Origin of the sequence: Pseudoduganella sp. OTU4001 (assembly GCF_038440195.1) — a bacterium.
Taxonomy (GTDB): Bacteria; Pseudomonadota; Gammaproteobacteria; order Burkholderiales; family Burkholderiaceae_D; genus Rugamonas.
The window spans coordinates 211,009-235,549 of record NZ_JASATG010000005.1; the positions used below are offsets into that span (position 1 = coordinate 211,009).

Annotated in this window: 16 protein-coding genes and 1 tRNA gene; 11 read left to right on the plus strand and 6 right to left on the minus strand. The window is 63.6% G+C overall.

Annotation, left to right across the window (positions count from 1 at the left end):
* Window positions 1–10 precede the first annotated feature (10 nt).
* The 3 genes from ybaL to AAHE99_RS07280 form a co-directional block, all read right to left on the minus strand.
* The gene (ybaL, locus tag AAHE99_RS07270) at window positions 11–1,726 is read right to left on the minus strand and encodes a YbaL family putative K(+) efflux transporter (RefSeq protein ID WP_342115958.1); all 1,716 of its coding nucleotides are present in this window, start codon (window positions 1,724–1,726) and stop codon (window positions 11–13) included.
* 48 nt (window positions 1,727–1,774) lie between these two features.
* Entirely contained in the window at window positions 1,775–2,896 is a 1,122-nt protein-coding gene (locus tag AAHE99_RS07275) for a beta-ketoacyl-ACP synthase III (protein WP_342115961.1), read from the minus strand.
* A 112-nt stretch (window positions 2,897–3,008) separates the two neighbouring features.
* A complete protein-coding gene (locus AAHE99_RS07280) occupies window positions 3,009–4,439 on the minus strand; it encodes a S41 family peptidase (RefSeq protein ID WP_342115964.1) in 1,431 nt (476 codons plus the stop codon).
* A gap of 282 nt (window positions 4,440–4,721) precedes the next feature.
* Here AAHE99_RS07280 and AAHE99_RS07285 point away from each other — a divergent pair, with 282 nt between their 5' ends.
* From AAHE99_RS07285 to AAHE99_RS07305, 5 genes are all read left to right on the plus strand, one after another.
* Complete coding sequence (locus tag AAHE99_RS07285) at window positions 4,722–5,264, plus strand: hypothetical protein (protein ID WP_342115967.1); 543 nt, start codon at window positions 4,722–4,724, stop codon at window positions 5,262–5,264.
* 67 nt (window positions 5,265–5,331) lie between these two features.
* Window positions 5,332–7,533 carry a TonB-dependent receptor plug domain-containing protein gene (locus tag AAHE99_RS07290; protein WP_342115971.1) on the plus strand — a complete coding sequence of 734 codons (2,202 nt, stop codon included), beginning with the start codon at window positions 5,332–5,334 and terminating at the stop codon, window positions 7,531–7,533.
* Window positions 7,534–7,584: 51 nt separating this feature from the next.
* On the plus strand, window positions 7,585–9,594 hold the full coding sequence (locus AAHE99_RS07295) for a M13 family metallopeptidase (protein ID WP_446728901.1): 2,010 nt from the start codon (window positions 7,585–7,587) through the stop codon (window positions 9,592–9,594).
* Window positions 9,595–9,712: 118 nt separating this feature from the next.
* Window positions 9,713–11,740: a M13 family metallopeptidase gene (locus AAHE99_RS07300; protein WP_342115975.1), complete on the plus strand. Its 2,028-nt coding sequence runs from the start codon at window positions 9,713–9,715 to the stop codon at window positions 11,738–11,740.
* Window positions 11,741–11,750: 10 nt separating this feature from the next.
* The gene (locus tag AAHE99_RS07305; protein WP_342115977.1) at window positions 11,751–13,763 is read left to right on the plus strand and encodes a M13 family metallopeptidase; all 2,013 of its coding nucleotides are present in this window, start codon (window positions 11,751–11,753) and stop codon (window positions 13,761–13,763) included.
* Window positions 13,764–13,878: 115 nt separating this feature from the next.
* Here the strand turns inward: AAHE99_RS07305 and AAHE99_RS07310 are convergent, their stop codons facing one another.
* Window positions 13,879–14,412 carry a c-type cytochrome gene (locus AAHE99_RS07310; RefSeq protein WP_342115980.1) on the minus strand — a complete coding sequence of 178 codons (534 nt, stop codon included), beginning with the start codon at window positions 14,410–14,412 and terminating at the stop codon, window positions 13,879–13,881.
* A gap of 174 nt (window positions 14,413–14,586) precedes the next feature.
* Between AAHE99_RS07310 and AAHE99_RS07315 the strand changes: the two genes are divergently transcribed.
* Window positions 14,587–14,662, plus strand: a tRNA-Arg gene (locus AAHE99_RS07315).
* Between the two features lie 72 nt (window positions 14,663–14,734).
* Window positions 14,735–15,709 (plus strand): acyltransferase family protein, encoded by a 975-nt coding sequence (locus AAHE99_RS07320; RefSeq protein WP_342115983.1) that lies wholly within the window; start codon window positions 14,735–14,737, stop codon window positions 15,707–15,709.
* On the opposite strand, the gene AAHE99_RS07325 is transcribed toward AAHE99_RS07320, so the two are convergent.
* Both AAHE99_RS07325 and AAHE99_RS07330 read right to left on the minus strand, forming a co-directional pair.
* Window positions 15,654–16,586: an AAC(3) family N-acetyltransferase gene (locus AAHE99_RS07325; protein WP_342115986.1), complete on the minus strand. Its 933-nt coding sequence runs from the start codon at window positions 16,584–16,586 to the stop codon at window positions 15,654–15,656. The two genes, AAHE99_RS07320 and AAHE99_RS07325, sit on opposite strands and share 56 nt — an antisense overlap.
* Window positions 16,579–17,772, minus strand: coding sequence for a hypothetical protein (locus AAHE99_RS07330; RefSeq protein ID WP_342115990.1), 1,194 nt, complete (start codon window positions 17,770–17,772; stop codon window positions 16,579–16,581). Before AAHE99_RS07330 ends, AAHE99_RS07325 begins: the two co-directional genes overlap by 8 nt.
* A gap of 241 nt (window positions 17,773–18,013) precedes the next feature.
* Between AAHE99_RS07330 and AAHE99_RS07335 the strand changes: the two genes are divergently transcribed.
* The 4 genes from AAHE99_RS07335 (at window position 18,014) to AAHE99_RS07350 (ending at window position 24,438) form a co-directional block, all read left to right on the plus strand.
* A complete protein-coding gene (locus AAHE99_RS07335; protein ID WP_342115993.1) occupies window positions 18,014–19,750 on the plus strand; it encodes an asparagine synthase-related protein in 1,737 nt (578 codons plus the stop codon).
* Complete coding sequence (locus tag AAHE99_RS07340) at window positions 19,747–21,192, plus strand: lipopolysaccharide biosynthesis protein (RefSeq protein ID WP_342115995.1); 1,446 nt, start codon at window positions 19,747–19,749, stop codon at window positions 21,190–21,192. The genes AAHE99_RS07335 and AAHE99_RS07340 overlap by 4 nt, the downstream gene beginning before the upstream one ends.
* A gap of 1 nt (window position 21,193) precedes the next feature.
* Window positions 21,194–22,756 (plus strand): hypothetical protein, encoded by a 1,563-nt coding sequence (locus tag AAHE99_RS07345; RefSeq protein ID WP_342115998.1) that lies wholly within the window; start codon window positions 21,194–21,196, stop codon window positions 22,754–22,756.
* Window positions 22,757–22,839: 83 nt separating this feature from the next.
* Window positions 22,840–24,438, plus strand: a complete 1,599-nt coding sequence (locus tag AAHE99_RS07350) for a hypothetical protein (protein WP_342116000.1) — start codon at window positions 22,840–22,842, stop codon at window positions 24,436–24,438.
* The last annotated feature ends 103 nt before the right edge of the window (window positions 24,439–24,541 follow it).

Below are 24,541 nucleotides of genomic sequence, written 5' to 3' on the forward strand. Positions count from 1 at the left end.
CGTTTTGGGGTCAGGAACGATTTAGGACAATTTTTTCCGTGATGTAAGCGGCCATCGATTTCGCCAGTTCCTGCTCACCGATGAAGATGGCGCCGGCGCGCTCGTTGCGCAGTAGCGCCGCCTCTTCTTCGCTGTGGGTGCGCACGGCGACCTGGATATCCGGGTTCAGCGCGCGCGCCGTTTCGATCATGGCGCGCACATGGAAGGTATCCGGCGTCGCCACCACCAGCATGCGCGCCTTGTGGATGTGTGCCTGGATCAGCACGGCCGGCTCGCCGGCATTGCCCGCCACCGCGGCGATGCCTTGCTGGCGCAGCTGGTCGACCAGCTCGCGGTTCTGCTCGGCTACCACGTATTCGATACCCTGCGCAGTCAGCGCTTCGGCGATATTGCGGCCCACGCGGCCGTAACCCACCAGCACCACCTGGCCTTCCAGCTTGGAAGCTGCGGTCGTCATCGGCAGCTCGGCTAGCGGGTCGGTGCTGCGGGCATAACGCGCCGCCAGCGCCTTGTTCTTGCCCAGCAGGCGCCCCAGCCCGTCGCTCAGCAGGAACATCACCGGGTTCAGCGCAATCGACAGGATGGCGCCAGCCAGGATCAGGCTCTGGCCTTCATGCGGCAACAGGCCGAGCGATATGCCCAGCGCGGCCAGGATGAAGGAGAACTCGCCAATCTGCGCCAGGCTGGCCGAAACCATCAGTGCGGTGCCGGCCGGATAGCGCAGCAGCACTACCAGCGCGAACGCTGCCAGCGATTTGCCGAACAGGATGACGCCCACCACGGCCAGCACGCGCAGCGGCTGCTCGACCAGGATGGCAGGCTCGAACAGCATGCCGACCGATACGAAAAACAGCACCGCAAACGCATCGCGCAGCGGCAGCGATTCATGCGCCGCCCGGTGGCTCAGCTCCGACTCGCGCAGCACCATGCCGGCGAAGAAAGCGCCCAGCGCGAAGGAAATGCCGAACAGGACCGTCGCGGCATAGGCAATACCGACAGCGGCGGCAATCACGCACAGCGTGAATAGCTCGCGCGAGTTGGTGCGCGCCACCTGCCACAGGACCCAGGGGAACAGCTTGCGGCCCACCAGCAGCATGAAGCCGACGAACAGCGCGACCTGGCCCAGCGTGACAGCCAGCGCCTTGAGCAGGCCGCCTTCAGCCGCGCCATGGCCGTGCGCCGCATCGCTCGCGTTGCCGCCCAGCGCGCCCGCCACGGCCGGCAGCAGCACCAGTACCAGCACGGTGACTAGATCCTCTACCACCAGCCAGCCGACCGCAATGCGGCCGTTGAAGGAATCGAGCGTGCCGCGTTCCTCCAACGCGCGCAGCAGGACCACCGTGCTGGCGACCGACAGCGCCAAACCGAACACCAGGCCGCCGCCCAGGCTCCAGCCCCACCAGTGCGCCAGGGCCATGCCCATGCCGGTCGCGGCGCCGATTTGCAGGATGGCGCCGGGCAGGGCGACCTTGCGCACTTCCCACAAGTCGTCCAGCGAGAAATGCAGGCCGACGCCGAACATCATCAGCATCACGCCGATTTCGGCCAGCTGGCCGGCAAGGGCGGTATCGGCAACAAAGCCGGGAGTGGCGGGACCTATCAGGATGCCGGCGGCTAAGTAGCCAACCAGGGCGGGGAGCTTGAGGCGGGTGGCGATAAAGCCAAAGACGAGACCGAAGCCAAGGGCTGCGGCAATAGTGGTAATCAGGCTGACGTCATGGGGCATGCAGGACTCCTTTCTCAAGGAGTATAAAGCACGCCCCTTTGATCGCCCTTAAACCTTGCGAACGACCACGGAGCCGATCGAGTAACCGGCGCCGAAGCTGCAGATCACGCCATAAGAACCGGACGGCAGATCGTCCTGGTGCTTATGGAAGGCAATGATCGAGCCAGCCGAGGAGGTATTGGCGTAAGTATCCAGAATCACCGGCGCTTCCAGCGGCTCCGCATCGCGGCCCAGGATGGTGCGGGAAATCAGCTGGTTCATGCTCAGGTTGGCCTGGTGCAGCCAGAAACGGCTCATCTGCTCAACCTTCAGGCCGGCGCGGTCGATCGAATCCTTGATCATCTGCGCTGCCATCGGGCACACGTCCTTGAACACCTTACGGCCCTGCTGCTTGAACAGCTTGTCCGGTGCGCCAATGCCGCTTTCGTCGAAGCGGTTCATGAAGCCGAAGTTATTGCGGATATTGTTGGAGAAGCTGGTCTTCAGCTTGGTATCCAGGATGTCCCACTGGTGCTTGGACACCGCATTCTCCTTGTCCTCCACGATCACCGCCGTGCAAGCGTCGCCGAAGATGAAGTGGCTGTCGCGGTCGCGGTAGTCCAGGTGGCCGGAAGTAATCTCAGGATTCAGCATCAGCACTGCGCGCGCCTGGCCGGTCTGCACCGCGGTCACCGCTTGCTGGATGCCGAAAGTGGCGGAGGAGCAGGCCACGTTCATATCGAAGCCAAAGCCCTCGATGCCCAGCGCCTGCTGCACTTCCACCGCCATCGCAGGGTAGGCGCGCTGCATATTCGAGCAAGCCACCAGCACCATATCGATATCGGCAGGGGTACGGCCGGCGCGGTCCAGCGCCTGGCGGGCGGCGGCCACGCAGATCTCGGCCTGCAGCGACAGTTCTTCGTTGCTGCGCTCAGGGATGCGCGGGGTCATGCGCTTAGGGTCCAGGATGCCGCTCTTTTCCATCACATGGCGCGACTTGATGCCGGAAGCCTTCTCAATGAAGGCGGCGCTGGATGGTTCCAGCGCGGTCATGGTGCCTGCCGCAATGGCGGCGGCGTTTTCCGCGTTGAACAGCTCGACGTAGGCGTTGAAAGCGGTGACCAGTTCCTCGTTGCTGATCGAGTTTTCTGGAGTATAGAGGCCGGTTCCGCTGATGACGGCTTGTTTCATGATCAATCTTTCTTTTTTGGGAATGGGTCAAGCGACCGGTTAGCCGGCCGATTTTACCGCATCTGTAACGAAAAACGGCGCCCCAGGGGGCGCCGCCTTGATCTTTCACCGCTTATTTCTTGGGTGGCGGGTCCAGTTTGACCAGTTTGGATTCCGCCTTGGCCAGCTGCACTGGAATGCCTTGCAGGTGGTTGAGCGCCTGTTTCAGCTGGAAGTCCTCGCCGCTGCCGTATTCCAGCGGCTTGCGCTTCTTCTCGGACGCCAGGATGCGCATCTGTTCTTCCAGCTCGTCGCGCTGCAGCTTGCCGGCTTCCTGCTCGCGGTCGTTGGACAGATGTTTGGCCAGGTCGGCCTCGCGCATGCGCAAGCCGTTCAGGCCGTCGCCATCCTCGTTCTCATCCACCGCCAGGTCAGGCGAGATGCCCTTGGCCTGGATCGAGCGGCCGTGCGGGGTGTAGTAGCGCGCGGTGGTCAGTTTGACCGCCGTGTCGGCCGTCAGCTGGCGGATGGTCTGCACCGAGCCCTTGCCGAAGGTCTGCGAGCCGATGATGGTGGCGCGCTTGTAGTCCTGCAGGGCGCCGGCCACGATTTCCGAGGCGGAGGCGGAGCCGGTGTTGACCAGCACGGCCATCGGCACATGCTTGACCGCTTCCGGCAGCTTGGCCAGCGGGTCGCCGTCGCCGCGCAGCGAGTAGTACTCGGCGCGGCCGTAGAAGATCTGCTTGGAATCGGGCAGCTGGCCGTTGGTCGACACAATCGGCGTGTCCTTCGGCAGGAAGGCTGCCGCCACACCGATCGCGCCTTGCAGCACGCCGCCCGGGTCGTTGCGCAGGTCCAGCACCAGGCCTTTCAGGTGCGGGTCCTGGCGGTACAGTTCGGTGATCTTGGTGGCCAGGTCTTCCACCGTCGGTTCCTGGAATTGCGAGATGCGCACCCAGGCATAGCCCGGCGAGACCATGCGCGCCTTCACGCTTTTCTGGTGGATTTCTTCGCGGTTCAGGGTGAACTGCAGCGGTTGCGGCTCATCCTTGCGCATGATGGTCAGGGTCACCTTGGTGCCAGGCTCGCCGCGCATTTTCTTGACCGACTCGTCCAGGCTCAGGCCCTTCAGGGAAGTGGCGTCCAGGCGGGTGATCATGTCGCCTGGCTTGATGCCGGCGCGGTAAGCCGGGGAATCCTCAATCGGGGCCACGATCTTGATATAGCCCTCGTCGCTCTGGCCGATTTCAATGCCCAGGCCGACGAACTTGCCCTGCGAGCCTTCGCGCAGCTCGGCATAAGCTTTCTTGTCCAGGTAGGCGGAATGCGGGTCGAGCGAGGCGACCATGCCGGCGATGGCTTCGGTCAGCAGCTTCTTGTCTTCTACCGATTCGACATAGTCGGATTTGATCAGGCCGTACACATCGGCGAGCTGCTTGAGCTCTTCCAGCGGCAGGACAGGATCGACCTGCTTCTGTGCCATCGCGGAAAACTGGAGGGATACCGCGACCCCTGCCACCACGCCCAAGCCAATCAGGCCGGCGTTCTTGAGTTTCTTGCCCATGTGTCACCCGTTCCGAATACAGCGGTTAACTCGACCGCCATTGGAAATCAGTATAAACCTGATTTCCAGCAATCGTAGCTGCCGACATGGAATAAATCCGAGGAAAAGCCACGAAAAATTACTAAGTTTGTAGTTGTATGCCAAGGTTTTTACCGGAGTAAATATTTGTAAGAAAGCCAGTTGGCCGTAACGGGCCGCCCTACACTGGGTTTGCTATCTCTCTCTACCCTAAGTGGTTTGTGCCTGCGGCCCCGCAGGCACTTTTTTTATCTGGAGCAAGACATGAAACTGATCCGTTCTGCCCGCGCAGCGTGGCTGGTGCTGGCCATGGCCGTGGCCCCGGCATTTGCCGTGCCTGTCATGGAAATGCGCGCCGAAGACCTGGTGCCGATGGCCTCCGAATTCCGCAAGTCCCTCAACCTGAACGCCAACCAGTCCACCTTGTGGTCGAAAGTGGAAAGCCAGAGCAAGGCATTGTTGCGTGAGCGCAAGGCGCGCCGGGAGCGCTTGCAGGAAGCCACGCGCCAGCGGCTGGAGGCCCAGAACGTCGAACTGCGCGAGCTGCAGGCCGGCCTGGAAGCGGAGCAGGCCACGTCGGCGGCCGAAGACCGCCAGCTGCGCGAGTGGTGGCTGGGCATCAACGATGCGCTGGACGACAGGCAGCGCGAGGCGGCGGCGAAGTTTCTCCTGGACCAACTAGTCCGCGTGGAAGGCGGTCCTGGCGGAGGCGGTCGCGGTGAGCGTCCGCCTGGCGGCGAGGGTGGCCATCGCGGCGGCCCTGGTGGACGCGGCGGCATGGGTGGCGGCCCGGGCCGCGGCATGTAAGTATCAAATAGTAAAAAAGGCGCCGGCCGTGCGCCGGCTACCGGGGCGGGGTTTACAATCCCGCTCCATGAAGAAGAAGTTCATCCCACTCGCCTTGGCAAGCCTGGGCGTGGCGGCCAGCGCCGCCGCCCAGACCCAGCCGGCCAGCAAGCCAAGCGATCCAGTCGTGCCCCAGGTTACCATCAGCGGCGGCCGCCAGGACGATATGGTCGAGCGCCGCAATTCCACCGCCGGCAAGCAAATCTACGGCCGCGAAGAGCTGGACCGCAATGGCGACAACAATATCGGCGACGTGCTGAAGCGCCTGCCGGGCGTGACCCTGGGCGGCCGTCCGGGACGTGGCGGCGAAGTACGCATGCGCGGCCTGGGCAGCGGCTATACCCAGGTGCTGGTGAACGGCGAGCGCCCGCCAGCAGGTTTCTCCATGGAATCACTGTCGCCCGACCAGGTCGAACGCATTGAAATCATGCGCGGCCCGGTGGCGGAACACAGCGCGCGCGCCATTGCCGGCACCATCAATATCGTGCTGCGCGACGGCTACCAGGTGCGCGACATCCAGGTCAAAGCCTCCGACCGCCTGGAGCAGGGACGTCATTCGCCGGAACTGTCGGTGACTATTCCCGGCAAATCGGGCGCGCTGAATTACACCCTGTCGGCATCGCTCAACGTGAACCGCCAGCATGACAGCAGCAAGACCCACAACACCGAAACGGATGCCGACGGCGGCCTGGTGAAGGAGCAATTCCTGCACAGCGAAAGCGCCGGCACCAACAAGATGCTGCACCTGGTGCCGCGCCTGTCGTACAAGTTCGAGAACGGCGATACGCTGAATTTCCAGACCTTCCTGATGCACCAGCAAGGCCGCAGCAACGCCACCACTTCGCTCGACCAGCCCTTACCGCTGCTGCCGGCAGGACGTCCAGGCGGACCGGAATACAACCTGGCGCAGCAGCGCAACGACAACGACGTCACCTTCCTGCGCGGCTTCGGCAACTGGGTGCACCGCCTGCAGGGCGCCAGCAAGCTGGATGTGAAGTTCGGCTTCGGCCTGGGCAAGCGTGACAGCGATTCCGTGCGCAACCAGTACGATTATGGCGGCGCGCTGCTGGACCGCTTCACCGACACCGACCACACCAAGGACAAGAGCCTTAACACCGGCGGCAAGTACACCACGCCGCTGGGCGCCGGCCACTTGCTCGCCGCCGGCTGGGACCTGGAAGCCAGCAACCGCGAACAGCTGCGCGTCTCGCTGGACAAGGACGGCAAGCCGCAATTCGCCGACTCCGGCGAGAACCTGCAAGCCGACACCCGCCGCGTGGCCTTGTTCGCGCAGGATGAATGGGACATCACGCCGCAATGGTCGGCCTCCCTCGGCGCGCGCTGGGAAGGCATCCGCACCACCTCCGACCGCAGCGACGGCAGCATCGCCAACACCAGCAAGGTATTCAGCCCGCTGCTGCACGCGGTCTGGAAAATCCCCGGCTACGAAAAAGACCAGGTGCGCGCCAGCCTGACCAAGAGCTACAAGTCGCCCAATGTGCAGGACCTGATCGCCGCGCCGGCGCTGTCGCGCCTGAATAGCGCCACCAGCCCTGACCGCACCGGCAACCCGAACCTGAAGCCGGAACTGGCCACCGGCCTCGACCTGGCGTACGAACATTACCTGGGCCGCAACGGCATCGTCAGCATCAGCGGCTTTGTGCGCAAGATCGACGACCTGATCCGCCGCGACCTGGTGCAGCGCCAGACCGAGCTCGGTTTGCGCTGGGTCTCCGCGCCGTCCAATGTAGGCAAGGCGCGCACCAGCGGCATCGAGCTGGAAGCCAAGTTCTCGCTGGCGGAGCTGATGGAAGACGCGCCGCAAGTCGACTTCCGCAGCAACTACAGCCGCTTCTGGTCCAATGTGGACGGCATCCCTGGCCCGGACAACCGCCTCGACCAGCAAGCCAGGCAGACGGCCAACCTGGGCATGGACTACCGCCTGAAAGACATCCCACTGACGCTGGGCGCCGGCTACAACTGGACCCCGCCGATCCGCACCCGGGTCAGCGAAAAGCAGACCGTGGAAACCAGCCGCAAACGCGTGCTGGACATGTATGCGCTGTGGCGTTTCGATAGCCGCACGCAGTTGCGTATCAGCGCCAACAACCTGCTGGCGGATGATGCAACCGGGTACAACCTGGTGTACGCTAATGGGCTTGCTGCACAAGCGGCCTCGCTGAACCCCACTTATACCCAGTGGAGTGTTCGACTTGAAACTAAATTCTAAAGGGACAACAGAGTGAAACGTTACATCCTGAGCACTATCACCCTGAGCGTGATGGCAGCCTTCGCCCACGCTTCCGGCCACGATGGCCACAACCACAACGCTCCAGCCCTGACCTCGGGCATCGACATCCAGTACATCGACAAGAGCGTACGTGCACAGGACGATTTCTTCGAGCACCTGAACGGCCAGTGGCTGAAGACCACTGAAATCCCGGCCGACAAATCGAGCTGGGGTTCCTTCGCCAAGCTGCGCGACGACACCCTGTTCCAACTGCGCGACCTGATCCAGGACCTGCAAAAGCAGAAAGGCCTGAAAGGCGACGAAGCCAAGATCGCCGCGCTGTACGCCTCCTACATGGACGAAGCCAAGCTGGAAAAGCTGGGCGCCAAACCGCTGGCCGGCGAGCTGTCCAAGGTACGCGGCCTGAAAGACAAGAAGGGCATCCCAGCGCTGATCGCCCACTTCAACAAGACCGGCGTGCCGGCGCCATACGGCGTGGGCGTGAGCCAGGATGCGCGCAACTCGACCCAATACGCAGCCTACATGGGCCAGTCCGGCCTGGGCCTGCCTGACCGCGACTACTACCTGAAGAAGGAAGACGCGAAAATGGCCGACGTGCTGGCCAAGTACGAACTGCACGTGGCCAAGATCCTGGGCATGGCAGGCAACAAGAACGGCGCTGAGATGGCCAAGGCCATCGTCGGCCTGGAAACCGAACTGGCCAAGGCGCAGTGGACCCGCGTGGAAAACCGCGACCCGGTCAAGCGCTACAACAAGATGGAAATCACCAAGCTGGCTGACATCGCGCCAGGCTACGACTGGAAGGCTGCCCTGGGCGGCACCGGCATCGCTGCCAAGACCGACACCGTGATCGTGTCCCAGCCTAGCTACATGACCGAATTCGCCAAGCTGGTGGAAAGCACCCCGCTGGAAACCTGGAAAGCCTACTTCGAATGGCACGTGCTGCGTGACGCAGCGCCATACCTGTCGAAAGCATTCGACGACGCGCACTTCGCCTTCTACGGCACCGTGCTGACCGGCGTGACCGAACAGCAGCCGCGCTGGAAGCGTGGCGTGGGCGTGGTGGAAGGCGCCATCGGCGAAGGCATGGGCAAGCTGTACGTGGCCAAGCACTTCCCGGCCGAGCGCAAGGCGCGCATGGAAGAACTGGTGAAGAACCTGCTGGTGGCCTACAAGCAGAGCATCGACGGCCTGGACTGGATGAGCCCAGAAACCAAGAAGCAGGCGCAGGAAAAGCTGGCCAAGTTCACCCCGAAAATCGGCTACCCGAACAAATGGCGCGATTACAGCAAGCTGCAGTTCAAGGCTGATGACCTGGCCGGCAACCTGCGCCGCGCTACCGAATTTGCGTATAACCGCAACGTCGACAAGCTGGGCAAGCCGATCGACAAGGAAGAATGGGGCATGACTCCGCAGACGATCAATGCTTACTATCGTCCGACCGCCAACGAAATCGTGTTCCCGGCCGCGATCCTGCAATCGCCGTTCTTCGACATGAAGGCTGACGACGCGGTCAACTACGGCGGCATCGGCGCAGTGATCGGCCACGAAATCTCGCACGGCTTCGACGACTCCGGCTCGCAGTACGACGGCGACGGCAACCTGCGCGACTGGTGGACCAAGGAAGACCGCGCCGCCTTCAAGGTGAAGGCCGACGCCATGGTCAAGCAGTACGAAGGCTACGAGCCGGTGCCAGGCTACAAGATCAACGGCAAGCTGACCCTGGGCGAGAACATCGCTGACAACTCCGGCCTGGCAATCGCCTACAAGGCGTACAAGATCTCCCTGGGCGGCAAGCCGTCGCCGGTGATCGACGGCCTGACCGGCGAACAGCGTGTGTTCATGGGCTTCGGCCAGGTATGGCGCACCAAGATGCGCGACCAGCAGGCCATCGTGCAGGTCAAGTCCGACCCGCACTCGGCCGGCCGCTTCCGCGCCAACGGCACCGTGGTTAACCAGCCTGCGTTCTACGAAGCCTTTGACGTGAAAGAAGGCGACAAGATGTACGTCAAGCCAGAAGACCGCATCATTATCTGGTAATACTTCCAGAGGCAAAAAAGCCACGAAAAGCCACGCCTTGCGTGGCTTTTTTTTTAATTTTTCCAGGGTGGCGTGCTAGAGTCCCGCGATACCGTCACATCTACCTAGGAGGGTAACCTTGAAACGCAAGATCCTGAGCGCCATCGTCATCGGCCTCTTCGCCACCAATGCAGCCGTTGCTGCTGGCAAAGCACCCCTGAAATCCGGCATCGATACGGCCAATATGGACAAGGCCGTGCGCGCCGCCGACGATTTCTACCTGAACACCAACGGCAACTGGATGAAGAACACCCAGATCCCGGCCGACCGCTCGTCCTGGGGCACGTTCGCCCAGATGTCGGAAGAATTGCAGCCGCGCCTGCGCGCCCTGATCGAAGAAGCGGCCGCCAAGGGCGGCAACGCCGACGCCAAGCGCGTCGGCGACATGTTCGCCTCCATGATGGACGAAGCACGCGCCGAGCAGCTCGGCCTGACCCCGTTGGCCGGCGAGCGCGCCCGCATCGCCGCCCTGAACGACAAGAAGCAGCTGGCCGCCCAGTTCTCGCACTTCTCGCGCATGGGCGTGAGCAGCCCGTTCGACGTCGGCATCCACCAGGACAACAAGGACTCGACCCGCTATGTGGCCGACCTGTCCCAGTCCGGCCTGTCCATGCCTGACCGCGACTACTACCTGAAAAAAGACGATGCCAAGCTGGCCGAAACCCTGGCCAAGTTCGAAGCGCACGTGGCCAAGCTGATGACGCTGGCCGGCGACCAGAACGCCGCCGCCACCGCGAAAGCCGTGGTCAACGTGGAAACCCGCATCGCGCAAATCCAGTGGACCAAGGTCGAGCTGCGCGATCCGGTCAAGGCCTACAACAAATACGAAGTCGCCAAGCTGAAAGAGCTGATGCCAAGCTTCGACTTCGCCACCTGGATGGAAGGCGTGCATATCGGCGGCAAGGTGAAAGACGTGATCGTCAGCCAGCCAACCTACCTGCAAGCGCTGGACAAGGTGATCGCCGATGTGTCGCTGGAGGACTGGAAGGCCTATATGGACTACCACCTGCTGGCCACCTACGCGCCGCGCCTGTCGAAAGCCTTCGTTGACGAGCACTTCTCCTTCTACGGCACCGCCCTGAGCGGCGCCACCGAACTGCGCCCACGCTGGAAGCGCGCCGTCTCGCTGACCGAAACCGCAATGGGTGAAGCCATCGGCAAACTGTACGTCGCCAAGCACTTCCCGCCGGAAGCCAAGGCGCGCATGGAAAAGCTGGTGAAAAACCTGCTGCAAGCCTTCAACCAGGGCATCGACAAGCTGGAGTGGATGAGCCCAGCGACCAGGAAGGAAGCGCACGCCAAGCTGGCCAAGTTCACTACCAAGATCGGCTACCCGAACAAGTGGCGCGACTACAGCGCGCTGGAAATCAAGCGCGACGACCTGGTGGGCAATGTGATCCGCTCCAACCAGTTCGAGCATGAGCGCCAGGTGAACAAGCTCGGTAAGCCGATTGATCGCGACGAATGGCTGATGCCACCGCAGGTGATCAACGCCTACTACAACCCGGAGATGAACGAGATCGTGTTCCCGGCCGCCATCCTGCAGCCGCCGTTCTTCGACATGAAGGCTGACGACGCGGTCAACTACGGCGGCATCGGCGCCGTGATCGGCCACGAAATCTCGCACGGCTTCGACGATCAGGGTTCGCAGTACGACGGCGACGGCAACCTGCGCAACTGGTGGACCGAGGAAGACGGCAAGCGCTTCAAGGAGCGCACCGGCATCCTGGTCAAGCAGTACGGCGAATTCGAAGCGCTGCCTGGCTATAAGGTCAACGGCGAACTGACCCTGGGCGAAAACATCGGCGACAACTCCGGCCTGGCCGTGGCCTACAAGGCCTACAAGCTGTCGCTGAAGGGCAAGAAGGCGCCCGTGATCGACGGCCTGACCGGCGACCAGCGCTTCTACATGGGCTGGGCCCAGGTGTGGCGCACCAAGTACCGTGATGCCGCCCTAATTGCGCAGCTGAAGAGCGACCCGCACTCGCCAGGCCCGTTCCGCGCCAACGGCAGCGTGCGCAACCAGCCGGGCTTCTACGAAGCCTTCAGCGTGAAGGAAGGCGACAAGCTGTACCTGGCGCCAAAAGAGCGCGCCATCATCTGGTAAGGAGAGCCCCATGAAAAAGCACCTGATCGCCGCAGCCGCGGCGGCGGTGCTGGCCTCCATGGCCGGCGCCGCCGAGAAATCCGGCATTGAACTGCAACACATCGACCCCGCCGTCCGCGCGCAGGACGACTTCTTCAAACACCTGAACGGCAAGTGGCTGTCCAGCGCCGAAATCCCGGCTGAAATGTCCAGCTGGGGCGTGTGGGAAAAGCTGTACGAAGACATCCAGCCGCAGCTGCGCAAGATCATCGAGGACGCCGCCCAGAGCGCCGCCAACGCCGATCAAAAACGCATCGGCGACTTCTACGCCTCCTTCATGGACGAAGCGCGCCTCGAGCAGCTGGGCGCGGCGCCGCTGCAGCCGGAGTTGGCGCGCATTGCCGCCCTGGCCGACAAGAAGCAGCTGCCAGCGCTGTTCGCGCACCACAACCGCCACAGCTTCGCGGCGCCGATGGACTTCGGCATCCACCAGGACAACAAGGACTCGACCAAATATGTGATCGACTTCGTGCAGTCCGGCCTCGGCATGCCCGACCGCGACTACTACCTGAAGAAGGACGATGCCAAGATGGCCGAGACCCTGGCCAGGTACCAGGCCACCGTCGAGAAAATGCTGGCGCTGGCCGGCGACGCCAACGCCGCCGCCAACGCCCGCACCGTGGTCGCCTTCGAAACCAAAATCGCCCAGCTGCACTGGGACAAGGTCGCCCTGCGCGACCCGATCAAGGCCTACAACAAGGTGCCGGTCGCCAAGCTGGGCGCACTGATGCCGGGCTATGACTGGAATGCCTACCTGTCCGGCCTGGGCATCGCCGGCAAGGTCGATTACGTGATCGTCAGCCAGCCGAGCTACCTGAAAGCGCTCGACAAGCTGCTGGCCGAAACCCCGCTTGAAACGCTCAAACCTTACTTCGCCTGGCACGTGGTGCGCGCCCATGCGCCATACCTGTCCAAGGCATTCGTCGATGCCAGCTTTGAGTTCTACGGCAAGCAGCTGGGCGGCGCCACCGAACAGCGCCCACGCTGGAAGCGCGGCGTATCCGCCACCGAAGGTGCGCTGGGCGAGATTATCGGCAAGGTGTACGTGGAGCAGCACTTCCCGGCCGCGAATAAAGAGCGCATGGAAGCACTGGTGAAGAACCTGCTGGCGGCCTACAAGGACAGCATCGACAAGCTGACCTGGATGAGCCCAAAGACCAAGAAGGAAGCGCAAGCCAAGCTGGCCAAGTTCACCCCGAAGATCGGCTACCCGAACAAGTGGCGCGACTACAGCTCGGTGGTCATCGACCGCGACGACCTGGCGGGCAACGTGGCGCGCGCCAACCAGTTCACGGTACAGAAGGAACTGGACAAGCTGGGCAAGCCGATCGACCGTGATGAATGGGGCATGACGCCGCAAACCATCAACGCCTATTACAACCCGGAGCTGAACGAGATCGTCTTCCCGGCCGCCATCCTGCAGCCGCCGTTCTTCGACGCCAATGCCGACGACGCGGTCAACTACGGCGCGATCGGCGCCGTGATCGGCCACGAGATTTCGCACGGCTTCGACGACCAGGGCGCGCAGTACGACGGCGACGGCAACCTGCGCGACTGGTGGACCGCGCGCGACCACAAGAACTTCAAGGCGCGCACCCAGATGCTGGTCAAGCAGTACGGCGCTTTCAGCCCGGTCAAAGGCTACAAGGTCAATGGCGAGCTGACGCTGGGCGAAAACATCGCCGACAACTCCGGCCTGGCGATTGCCTACAAAGCCTACAAGCTGTCCCTGGGCGGTAAGCCGGCGCCGGTGATCGAAGGCTATAGCGGCGAACAGCGCTTCTACCAGGGCTGGGCCCAGGCATGGCGCGCCAAGGCACGCGAAGCGGCGCTGATCCGCCAGGTCACCACCGACCCGCACTCGCCGGAGGAATACCGCACCAACGGCACCCTGCGCAACCAGCCCGGCTTCTACGAAGCGTTTGATGTGAAGAAAGGCGACAAGATGTATCTGGCGCCGAAAGACCGCGTCATCATCTGGTAACCCGGCAAGACGAGCAGACGGGGTCAGACCCTCGGATCTGACCCAGGTTTACCGGTTTCAAGCAGACAAAAAAAAACCGCTCTCACGAGCGGTTTTTTTATACACCAGCGAGCAATCAGCCCTTGGTCGGCTCCGCAGCAGGAGCTGGAGCAGCTTGCTTAACTTCTGGCTCCTTGAACTTGCCGCCGGACTTGTTGGCCATGAACACAACAGCGCGTGCCACTTCCACATCATCCAGGTCTGGGTTGCCGCCCTTGGCAGGCATTGCCTTCAGGCCCTCAACAGCGTGCTTGACCACGGTGTCGTAGCCCTGCGCCAGACGCGAACCCCAGGCGCCGTTGTCGCCAACTTTCGGTGCGCCGGCTGCGCCGGAACCGTGGCAAGCTGCGCAAGTTGCAGTGTAGACAGCTTCACCGGTTTGCAGCACTTTCGGTGCATTAGCATCTTTCAGGGTGAAACCTTGATCGGAAACTGGTTTCAGGCGGGCCGCAACGGCTTCCGCGGATTGGCTTTCGGAACCGGCACCGGTCAGTTTTTCTGCGGTCACAAACTGCACCAGCAAGACGATGCCGATGATGGTGACGGCGAAGAAACCTACAACAGCAGCGACCAGCTGCTTAGGCGTTCTGATAGCGGATTCGTGGCTCATGATTTCCTTAGGACAGTTTTTCGAAGCTGTAGGAGGGTTGTGTTTTTGGCATTTTGAGCGCCAGACCCTCGTCAAACCTGTGATTATAGACGGAAACCCATGGTAGTGGAATGGGTTCGGGCTTCCAATTCTGAGGGAAACCCGCTATCCTTCGTGTCTCTTCAGTATCAGCCTGCGGCTGTAGCTCAGTGGATAGAGTATCGGCCTCCGAAGCCGAGGGTCGTGGGTTCGATCCCCGCCAGCCGCGCCACATTCCCCGTGTTTGCCATCAATTGCTGATCTGGCGCAAAGCCAGCTTGTGCATGCACGCCAGAATGGGGTTATGCACAATCCCAACCTTGACTTGCTGCGCGCGGTCGCTGTTTTGCTGGTGCTGGCCGCGCACGTGGCGGGATACACCATCAAAACCACCCCCACCACCTATGCCATGGGGCAGCTGGGCGTCATGCTGTTTTTCGTTCATACCAGCCTGGTGCTCATGCAGTCGCTGGAGCGGCAGGCTGCGACGGGCGCGGCGCTGTTCCGCCATTTCTATATCCAGCGCGTTTTCCGCATCTATCCCCTGTGCCTGGTCATGCTGCTGGCGATCTATCTGCTGCTCGATCGCGGCTGGAGCCGCTGGGAGATTGCCGCCAATGCACTGCTGATACAGAATCTGGTGTATTCCCGCTACATGGCCGAAATCCTGTGGTCGCTGCCGCTGGAGGTGCAAATGTATAGCGTGTTGCCGCTGCTGTACCTGGTGTTCCGCCAGCGCCCGCCGCATCAGCTGTTCGGGCTGTGGGCCTTGTCGGTGCCGCTCGCCATGCTGCAACCGCTGGTGACGGCCCGCCTGAATGTGCTGGAATTCTCCCCCTGCTTCCTGGCCGGCGTCCTGGCCTGGCGCATACAGGGCAGGGCGCGCTGGCCAGGGTGGCTGTGGCCGCTGGCCCTAGGGCTGGCCAGCGTAGCGTTCATTGCGCTGGCGCAGCCGCGCCTGAATAATTATGGGCGCTGGCTGGTGTGCCTGGCGCTGGGTCTTGTCATTCCCTGCCTGCGTGAATGGCGCTTGCCCTGGGTGAACCGGGTGAGCAAGGAGATTGCCCGCTACAGCTATGGCCTGTACCTGTTCCACCCGCTCATGTTATGGCTGTCTTTCGTGGTACTGGCGCAGGCGCCCGCCTTGCTGCAATGGGGCGTGCTGGCAGCGTTGCTGGTCCTGGTGCCCTGGCTCGCCTACCACATGGTCGAGCAGCCGATGATCAGGTTGGGCTCCGCCCTGAATTTGCCGTCAACTGTTCCGGCGCGGAGTAGATAGTCAGGTTGCCAGCCGCCATGTGTTGCAGATGGTCGAAAAAGCCGCGTGCGGGGATCCACCAGGACGGCGCCTCGCCAACCTGGCCGCGATGCAGCAGGCCGGCGCGTTTGAACTCGTCCATAAAGAAATTGCGCAGGTCTTCGCGCGAAGGATGGTCGATGCGCTGCTTGGCCAGCTCCGGGTCGAACGGCCGTACCGGTACTTCGCTGCGCTGGCCATGCTGGTCGATGACCGGCATGCGGAAGGTTTGTTCGCCCCAGACTTTGACCGGGAAGGCGTCTCCCATGGCGTCTTCCAGCACATGGTAAAAAGTGACCGGTCCCATCGATATGCCGAGCCCGAGCACCTTGGCATGTTCCAGGCCGACAAAACGCTGCCAGGGCGAGCCTTCGCCAAACACCGAAGGGGCGTGGTGGTGGGCTTCCGTCAGGTAGCTTGCGTGGCGGCCCCAGGCCGACACCGAATGGGTTGGATGCACGCTGCGCTGGATGCCGGGGCTGGCGAGGAAGGCTTCCGGCAAGCGGCCCATATTGGTGCCATGCTTGCGCACGTCGAACACATAGTCTGCCATTTCGCAGGTGGCGCGGATTGAGCCGCCGGGCATGTAGTAGGTGGGCAGCACCAGCGTGCCTTGCGGTCCGACAGCCTCCTGCAGCGCCTGCACCACGGTTGCGGCGCCGCCCTCCACATAGCCCAGGCTTTTCAGCGAAGAGTGGATGAACACGGCATCGCCTTTGTCAATCCCCAGGCTGGCCAGACCGGCGACCAGTTCCTCGCGGCTGATATGGCGGCGTGTCTGTTTCAGTGCCTTGGCGTTGCTGTAGCGGCGCAAGCGCTCCAGCAGCTGCTTGACCATGCGCTTGGCTGGTTTAAGCATCCCGCGCTTTCAGCAAGTCCTGCTCCAGCAGGTTGGCGTCGATGCAAAACTTGGCGGCCCAGTTCAGGAATTCGAATTTGCCGTAGGCGCCGTTGACCGGGAAACTGCCCTTGACCGCGCCGCGCGTTTCTTTCGGACCGTCGATCTTGACGGTACGGCGCACAAACCGGTTCAGGCGCAGGCCGGTATCGAAATAGCGCTGCTCGCCTGTCAGCTGGTACAGCAGGAACAGGCAGTGGGCGATTTGCACCGAGCCGGTCAGGCAGGCGAAATCAACGCAAGGGCGCCATTGCTGGTCGAAGCGGCCCGCCAGGAAGCCCTGCTCGTCCACCAAGTCCAGCAAGGCGGTGCCGGTGCGCTGGGCCGCCTGCAGCAGCTCCGGGCGCCGGGACAGCAGGTAGCCCTCCAGTACGCCGCGCAGCACGTAGCCAATGGTATGGCTGAGCGGCTGGTCGGCATCGTTCAGGCAGTTGGAGGCAAACCAGCCATTGGCCTGCTGTTTCGTCAGCGCCCAGGCTACCTGGCGCAGCCCGGCCTCACCATAGCCGTGGCCAGGCGCCACGCGCTCCGCTTCGAACAAGCCCCATGCCACGTGGGTTTCATAAGCCTTTTCACCCGGCTTGGCGAATGGCGTCGGGTGCTTGCGCCAGCAGCCGTCCTCATCCAGCGAATCGCGCAGCCAGGCGGCGGCGCGGTGCATGGCCTCGAGGTGGCGGGCGTCGCCGTATTCCTTGGCGCCGGCAGCCAGCCCGAGCAGGATCTGGCCGGTGTTGAACGTGACCGGCACGCGTGGCGTGGAGTCGACACGGCCGCCCTGGAAGCCGCCTTCCGGGAATTGGATGGCCACGAACCAGTCCAGCATGCGGCGCGCGCGCTGGTGCAGCGCCTCGCTGTTATTGCGGCGCGCCAGTTCGATGATGGTCGGCACGATATAGCCGGTGGTTTCGGGATAGGACGTGGCCCAGCCCTTGACCAGGCTGAAGTCGCGCGCGACACCGCCATCATGGGAGGCGGAATGGTCTTGCGCCGCCGCCAGCCAGTCGGTGCAGGCGTCGATCACGGCCTGGCTGCCCGGGTCGTGCGCCGGCAGGCCGCGCAGGTCGGCTTCCAGTTCGGCGCGGGCACCCAGCGGCAGTGGTGGTTCCGGCGTGAATTTGTTCTTGATCGACCTGAGCAGCTGGAGCATGTGGAATCCCGTTCAATGTTGTCTAATGTTCATCTCGATAATGCCAGCGGGGCCATGGAGTGTCAATTTCAGGATTCCCTTGCTCATGTCATCAAGATAATATAATGTACGTTTTGGCAATGTCACCGTCAGCTTGCAGGCGCCGTCCAACTCACATATCCTCGTTGGGCCAGCGGCACAGCCGCGGCCGGCCGCACCCCATGCAAGGTCAATCCGAAAAACCTGTTGATCCCTGACCGCTATGTCTATCTTCGCTGGAATCGTTGCACGTCGTCCCGGTTTATCGCCATCTCCCGCCATCGTTGCGCAACTGCGCGCCCATCTTTCCCGTCATCCCGGCGACCAGGAGCGCCTGCGCGAAGTCCAGACGGACACTTGTTATATGACCAGCCTGGAACTGGGGGCACTGGGCGGCACCGGCGCCTATGCGGCGGCTGGGCTGCACGGCTTCGTCGCCGGTGTACCACTACTGCAACGCGCCGGTGGGGAAGTGCTGGGACGCGACGCCAGCCTGGCGCAGTTGGCGCAGGAGCTGGCCAGCGGTTGCCACGACGGTTTGCGCGCCAGCCGCGGCACCTATTGCCTGGCGGTGGCCGACGCTGGCGGACGCCTGCACCTGGCGGTCGACAAATGCGGCGTGCGGCCGCTGTACTGCTGGGTCCTGCCCGACTTTGTGATTTTCGCCACCGCCCAACGCATCCTGGAAGCACTGCAAGGTTTGCCGCGCGAACTGGATTTGCAAGGCGTGGCGGAAGTGGCCTGCTTCGGCTTCCCGCTGGCGGACCGTACGCCCTATCGCGATATCGTGTGCCTGCACGCCGGCGAAGTGCTGACCGTGGATGGCGCCCAAGTGCAGCGCACCCGCTACTGGCGCTGGGATGCAGTGCAGCCGCACCCGGATGGCTTGCAAGGTGGCGCGCAGCGCCTGTACCAGACGTTCCGCGAAGCGGTGCGGGTGCGCCTGGGCGGCGACCATGCGGCGGCGGCATTCCTGAGCGGCGGCCTGGACTCGCGTGCGATTGTGGCGGCCCTGCGCGATGAAGATGTGGCGGTTGCCACCAGTAATTACGCACCGGCTGACAGCCAGGACCAGGGCCTGGGCGCCCTGGCCGCGGAGCGCCTGGGCACCAGCCACACGCGGCTGCAAATGCGCCCATTCGCGGAAGGCGACCCGTACAGCAAGGCCTCGGTGCTGGAATGGCTGGCTGCGGCGCGCACCACGGCCGGCCCGCTGCCGCGGCCGCATGTGATCTGGTCGGGCGATGGCGGCAGCGTGGGCATGGGCCATGTCTACCTGACCCAGGACATGTATACCGCCCTGCGCGCCGGCCAGGTTGAGCAGGCGCTTGAGCTGTTCCGCGCCGTCAACCGTTGCCACCTGTCGGTGCGCCTGATGAAGCCGGCGCTTGGGCGGCGCCTGCAGCAGCAGCTGGAGCAGGGCATGCGCGCCGAACTGGATGCGCTGAACCCGTACGATCCGGCCCGCAAGCTGTTCCTGTTCCTGTTGCACAATGACCAGCGGCGCCACCTGTTCCAGCATTTCGAAATGCTGGACATCACGCGCATTGAGTTTGAGCTGCCGTTCTTTGACGCGGTCCTGCTGGAGCAGGTGCTGGCCTTGCCGGCCGACCCGCTGCTGCGCCACGTGTTCTATATGGATTGGCTGGCCTGCTTTGGCGGCAAGCTGCTGGAGGTGCCGTGGCAGGCCTATCCGGGCCATGTGCCGTGCCCGCTGCCGGTACCGGCGGATATGAGCTACCAGTGGAGCGCCGCCAACGCCGAGGAATTGCGCCGCAGTGCGCGCCGCAGCGCCGACAGCCTGCGCCATATGCTGCGGGCGCCCGGTTTTGCCGGCACCTACCTGAGCCGGGCCACCACCTTTGCCTTCCTGCTGGCCATGAAGCTGGGTAAAGGCCGCTTGTCGTTCCACTTGCGCTTGCCAAGCAGCTTGCACCGGTATTGGGCCCACACCCGATGAATTTGCAGGCGGAAACCGCGCGCGGGGTGAAATGGGTGGCCGGCGCCAAACTGGCCAGCCAGCTCATCACCTGGGTGGTCACGATTGTCGTCATGCGCCTGCTGGTGCCGGGCGACTATGGCTTGCTGGCGATGGCCACTGTCCTGCTGGGCTTGCTTTCCATGTTTTCCGAAGTCGGCCTGGGGCCGGCCCTGGTGCAGCGGCGCGACGTCAGCGACCAGGAAATGCGCCAGGCGCTCAGCATTATCTGGATCGTCAACCTGGCCTTATGCCTGCTGGCCAATTTGCTGGCGCCCCAGGTGGCGGCTTTCTACCACGAGGCGCGGCTGCAGTCCGTCGTGCATGTGCTGTCGCTGCAGTTCCTGCTGGTGCCGCTGACCGTGCTGCCGGATGTGCGCATGCAGCGCCGCCTGGAGTACCGCCAGCGTTCCCTGATCGAGCTGACGGCCACCCTGGCCGCCAGCGGCCTGACCTTGCTGCTGGCATTGCAGGGCGTCGGGGTGTGGGCGCTGGTGGGGGGCGCGCTGATTGGCGTCTTGTGGCGCGCCGTGGCGCTGAACATCTGTGCGCCCGGCGTCTGGCGGCCCTCGCTGGCGCTGGGGGGCATGCGCCACTTCCTGCTGTTTGGCGGCAGCGTTACCGGTACCCGCCTGCTGTGGTACGGCTTTAACCAGATGGATGTGATCATTGTCGGCCGCCTGCTGGGCGAACAGCAGCTCGGCCTGTATGCGGTGTCGATGCACCTGGCCTCGCTGCCGCTGCAGCGCATTACGGCCATCCTCAACCAGGTCTTGTTCCCGGCGCTGGCGCGCGCGCAGGAAGACCTGGAGGCGATCCGCAGCAGCCTGCTGGTAACGCTGGGTTATGTGGGCCTGGTGGCCTTCCCGGTATTGTGGGGCATGGCCAGCGTGGCGCCGGAGCTGGTGGCGGTGGTGCTGGGGCCGGGCTGGGAGGGCGCGGTGCTGCCCTTGCAAGCCTTGTGCGTGATCATGCCGTTCCGCTCCCTGATCGGCTTGCTGCCCACGGTGACCGATGCGCTGGGCCATCCGGGCGCGGGCTTCCGCAATATGCTGCTGGCCAGTGTCGTGATGCCGCCCGCCTTTTATATTGGCGCCCAGTGGGGCGTGGCCGGGGTGGCATTGGCGTGGCTGATGGTCTATCCCTTTGTCATGCTGATCAATATGCGGCGCCTGCTGGGCGTGATCGGCATCAGCAGCAAAGCCGTGTTGCGGCGCACGGGGCCGGCCATTGCTTGCGCGGCGCTGATGCTGGCAGCCGTCACCTTGCTGCGCCCGTCGCTCGCCGGCGCCCCGCGCCTGCACGCCCTGGTCCTGGAGATTGCTGCCGGCGTGCTGGCGTATGGCGCCTGCAGTTTCCTGTTCAACCGGTCCATGCTGGGTGAGCTCAAGCAAATGATGAGCCGCAGCACTGTCAAAGGATAAGATGAAACTGACGTTCCAAATGCTGGCCGCGCTGCCGCCGCTGGCCTGGCTGGCGGAAGTGGACCTGGCCGCTGACAGTGCCGTGCTGCGCCACGGGTCCTGGCTGGAGTGCGGCCCTGGCTTCCTGATGGAAGGCGTCTGGAACGGCGATTTTGGCAGTGCGCGCCCGGACCAGGCCAGCTGCGTGTTCGGCAGTGGCGTCGTGCTGGCCGACGGGGCCCTGGTGTTTGTCCCCAGCAGCAATACCACCGATTACCTGTATTACCAGCAGCGCGGCCAAATACTGCACGTGGCCAACTCCCTGGCCCTGCTGCTGGCTGCGCTGGACGATGAACTGGACCCGGCGCGCGACGATTACGAAGCCATCTCTGATTCCATCCGGCATGGCATTGACCTGTACCAGCCGGCCGTGCCCACCCGCCACGGTGCGGTCCAGCGCTTAATTCATCGCAACCTCGTGCTGCGCGCCGGCGCCTTGCAGCTGGTGGACAAGCCGGACTGCGCGCCGTTTGCCAGCTTGGAGCAATATATCGCCTTCATGCGGGCGCGCTGCGGCGAACTGCTGCTGAATGCGCGCGATGCGCGCCGGGCCCGCCCGCTGCGTGTCTTGTCGACCCAGTCGCGCGGTTACGACAGCACCGCCGTCAATTCCCTGGCGGCGCCGTTCGGCATCGACCAGGCCTATACCATCAGCGACAGCAAGGGCCACAATGCGTTTGCCGACGATGACGTGGATGGCAGCCAGAACGATGACGGCAGCGAAATTGCCGCAAAGCTCGGCTTTCCCTGCCAGGCCATCTCACGGCGCGAATTCGATTCCCTGGGCGACGAGGAGTACCTGTATTTTGCCGGCATCTGCAATAGCGAGGACCTGAGCTTTGCCGGCGTGCTGCGGCACGTCAGCCAGCCGTCCCTGCTGCTGACCGGCACCCTGGGCGAGTTGTACTACCCGAGCACCGACCACGCGCAGCGCTATCCGGGCGTGCCGATCGGCGGTGAGTTGCGGCGCGGCGACCTGGGCGGGGGGCATGGTTTGACGGAAGTGCGGCTGCAGCGCGGCGTGGTGCAACTGCCCCTGATTTACTGCGGCGCGCGCCAGCGCGCCTCGATCGCTGCCTTGACCGATTCGCCGGCGCTCGACCCGTGGCGCCTGGGCACCAGCTACGACCGCCCGATTGCGCGCTTCCTGGCGGAAAGCGCCGGCGTGCCCCGGCTTTACTTCGGCCAAAAGAAGATGGCGACCGCCGCCGCCCTGGCGCGGCCGGCCCTGCCGCGTGGCGCGGCCCTGCGCAGCGAGTTCTTTGACTTTTTGGTGGCCAACCGCTTGCTGCAGCGCTGGCAACTGCGCTGCTTCCCATGGGTGCACCGCTACAACGCCTTGTTATGGTTTGTCTCGCCGAAGCGCCACCGCTGGCTGTATTACCTGCAGCGCGTCGGCGCACGCCTGGGCCTGCAGCCGCAGCGCGCCGTGTGGCGGCATTTGAATGCGGCGCTGCATTGTTTCGCGGTCAACCGGCGCGCCCGCGAGTACCGGGCTGCACTGGCCGGAACTTCAAGTAGTTAAACTTTCCTATTGACTTTAATCGACCGCCGCGTTTCACTATTTTGGTGTATTAATTGCAATTAATTGCAAAATGGGAGATGCAGATGCTCGATATGTTGCTCATGGCTGAATCGCGGTTTGCCTGTCAGATGGTTCCTTCGCTGCCGCCGCTGGCCTGGCTGGCGCAGGTCGATGTCGCGACCGGGAACACCGACTTGCAGCATGGGCGCTGGCTGGAGAACGGCCCCGACTTTGTGGTGGAAGGGGTGTGGGATGGCGATTTCAGCGCCGGCGCCTTTGACCAGAGCGCCACCGTATTCGGCAGCGGCGTGGTGCGGCACCCTGACGGCCCGGTGTTCGTGCCCAGCTGCGCCAACACGGATTACCTGTATTACCGCCATTCTGGCCAGCAGTTATTGATCGCCAATTCCTTGCCCCTGCTGCTGGCCGCTTGCGGCGACGAGCTGGATCCGGACTGTGCGGATTACCCGGCCAATACCGAATCGATCAAGAAAGGCATCGACCACTACCAGGCCGAGATCGCGACCCGCGACGGCGCCGTGCGCCGCCTGATCTACCGCAACCTGGCGGTGCGCAATGGCCAGGTGCTGTTGCTCGATAAGCCAGGCGTGGGGGCGTTCGGCAGCTATGAACAGTATGCCGCCTTCATGAGCGAGCGTTGCGGCGCGCTGCTGGCCAACGCACGCGACCGGCGCCGTGCGCGGCCGCTGCGTGTGCTGTCGACCCAGTCGCGCGGCTACGACAGCACGGCGGTGAACACGGTGGCCGCGCCGTTTGGCATTGACCAGGTGTTTACCATCAGCGACAGCAAGGTAAAAAATGCCTTTGCCGACTATGAGGCGGGCGACGCCCAGTGCGATGACGGCAGCGATATCGCGGCCTGCCTGGGGATTCCCTGCCAATCCATCGCGCGCCGCGAGTATGAGGCACTGGGCAGCGACGAATACCTGTATTTCGCCGGCATTTGCAATAGCGAGGACTTGAGTTTTGCCGGCGTGGTGCGGCATATCGAGTCGCCGTCGGTGCTGCTGACCGGTACCCACGGCGAACTGTATTACCCCAGCCGCGACCATCGGCGCGTGCATCCGGGCGTGCCGATTGGTTCCGAGCTGCGGCGCGGCGACCTGGGGGGCGGCCACGGCCTGACTGAAGTGCGGCTGCAGCGCGGCTTTATCCTGCTGCCGCTGATTTACTGCGGGGCGCGCGAGCGCCCCTCCATCGTCGATGTGACGGAGTCGGCCGCGATGGATCCCTGGCGCCTGGGCGGCGACTACGACCGGCCGATCGCGCGCCGGCTGGCGGAAAGCGCCGGCGTGCCGCGGGCCTTGTTTGGCCAGAAGAAATTGGCCACGGCGGCGGTCCTGGCGCGGCCGGCGGTGCCGCGCAATGCGGGCCTGCGGCGGGAATTCTTCGACTTCCTGGTCGAGCGCAAGCTGTTGCAGCGCTGGCAGTTACGCTGCTTCCCGCTGGTGCACCGCTACAACGCCATGCTGTGGTTCGCGTCGCCCAACTACCATCGCTGGCTGTACTACCTGGGGCGGGTGCTGCTGCGCCTGAAACGTCCCTTGCCCAAAACGCGCTGGCGGCACTTGAATGGCGCGCTGTACTGCTACGCCGTGAACCGCCGCGCCGGCGAGTACCGGGCTGCCCTGGCGGACAAGCAGGTGGCCGGCCAGCGCTGATTGTATTTTTCTATTGCAACTTTTGGTGAGTTTCCGCAGCACAGCACTTTCTATAATCAAGCGCATGACATGGCAGGGATGCCCCAACCCGCCTCCCGCCCCG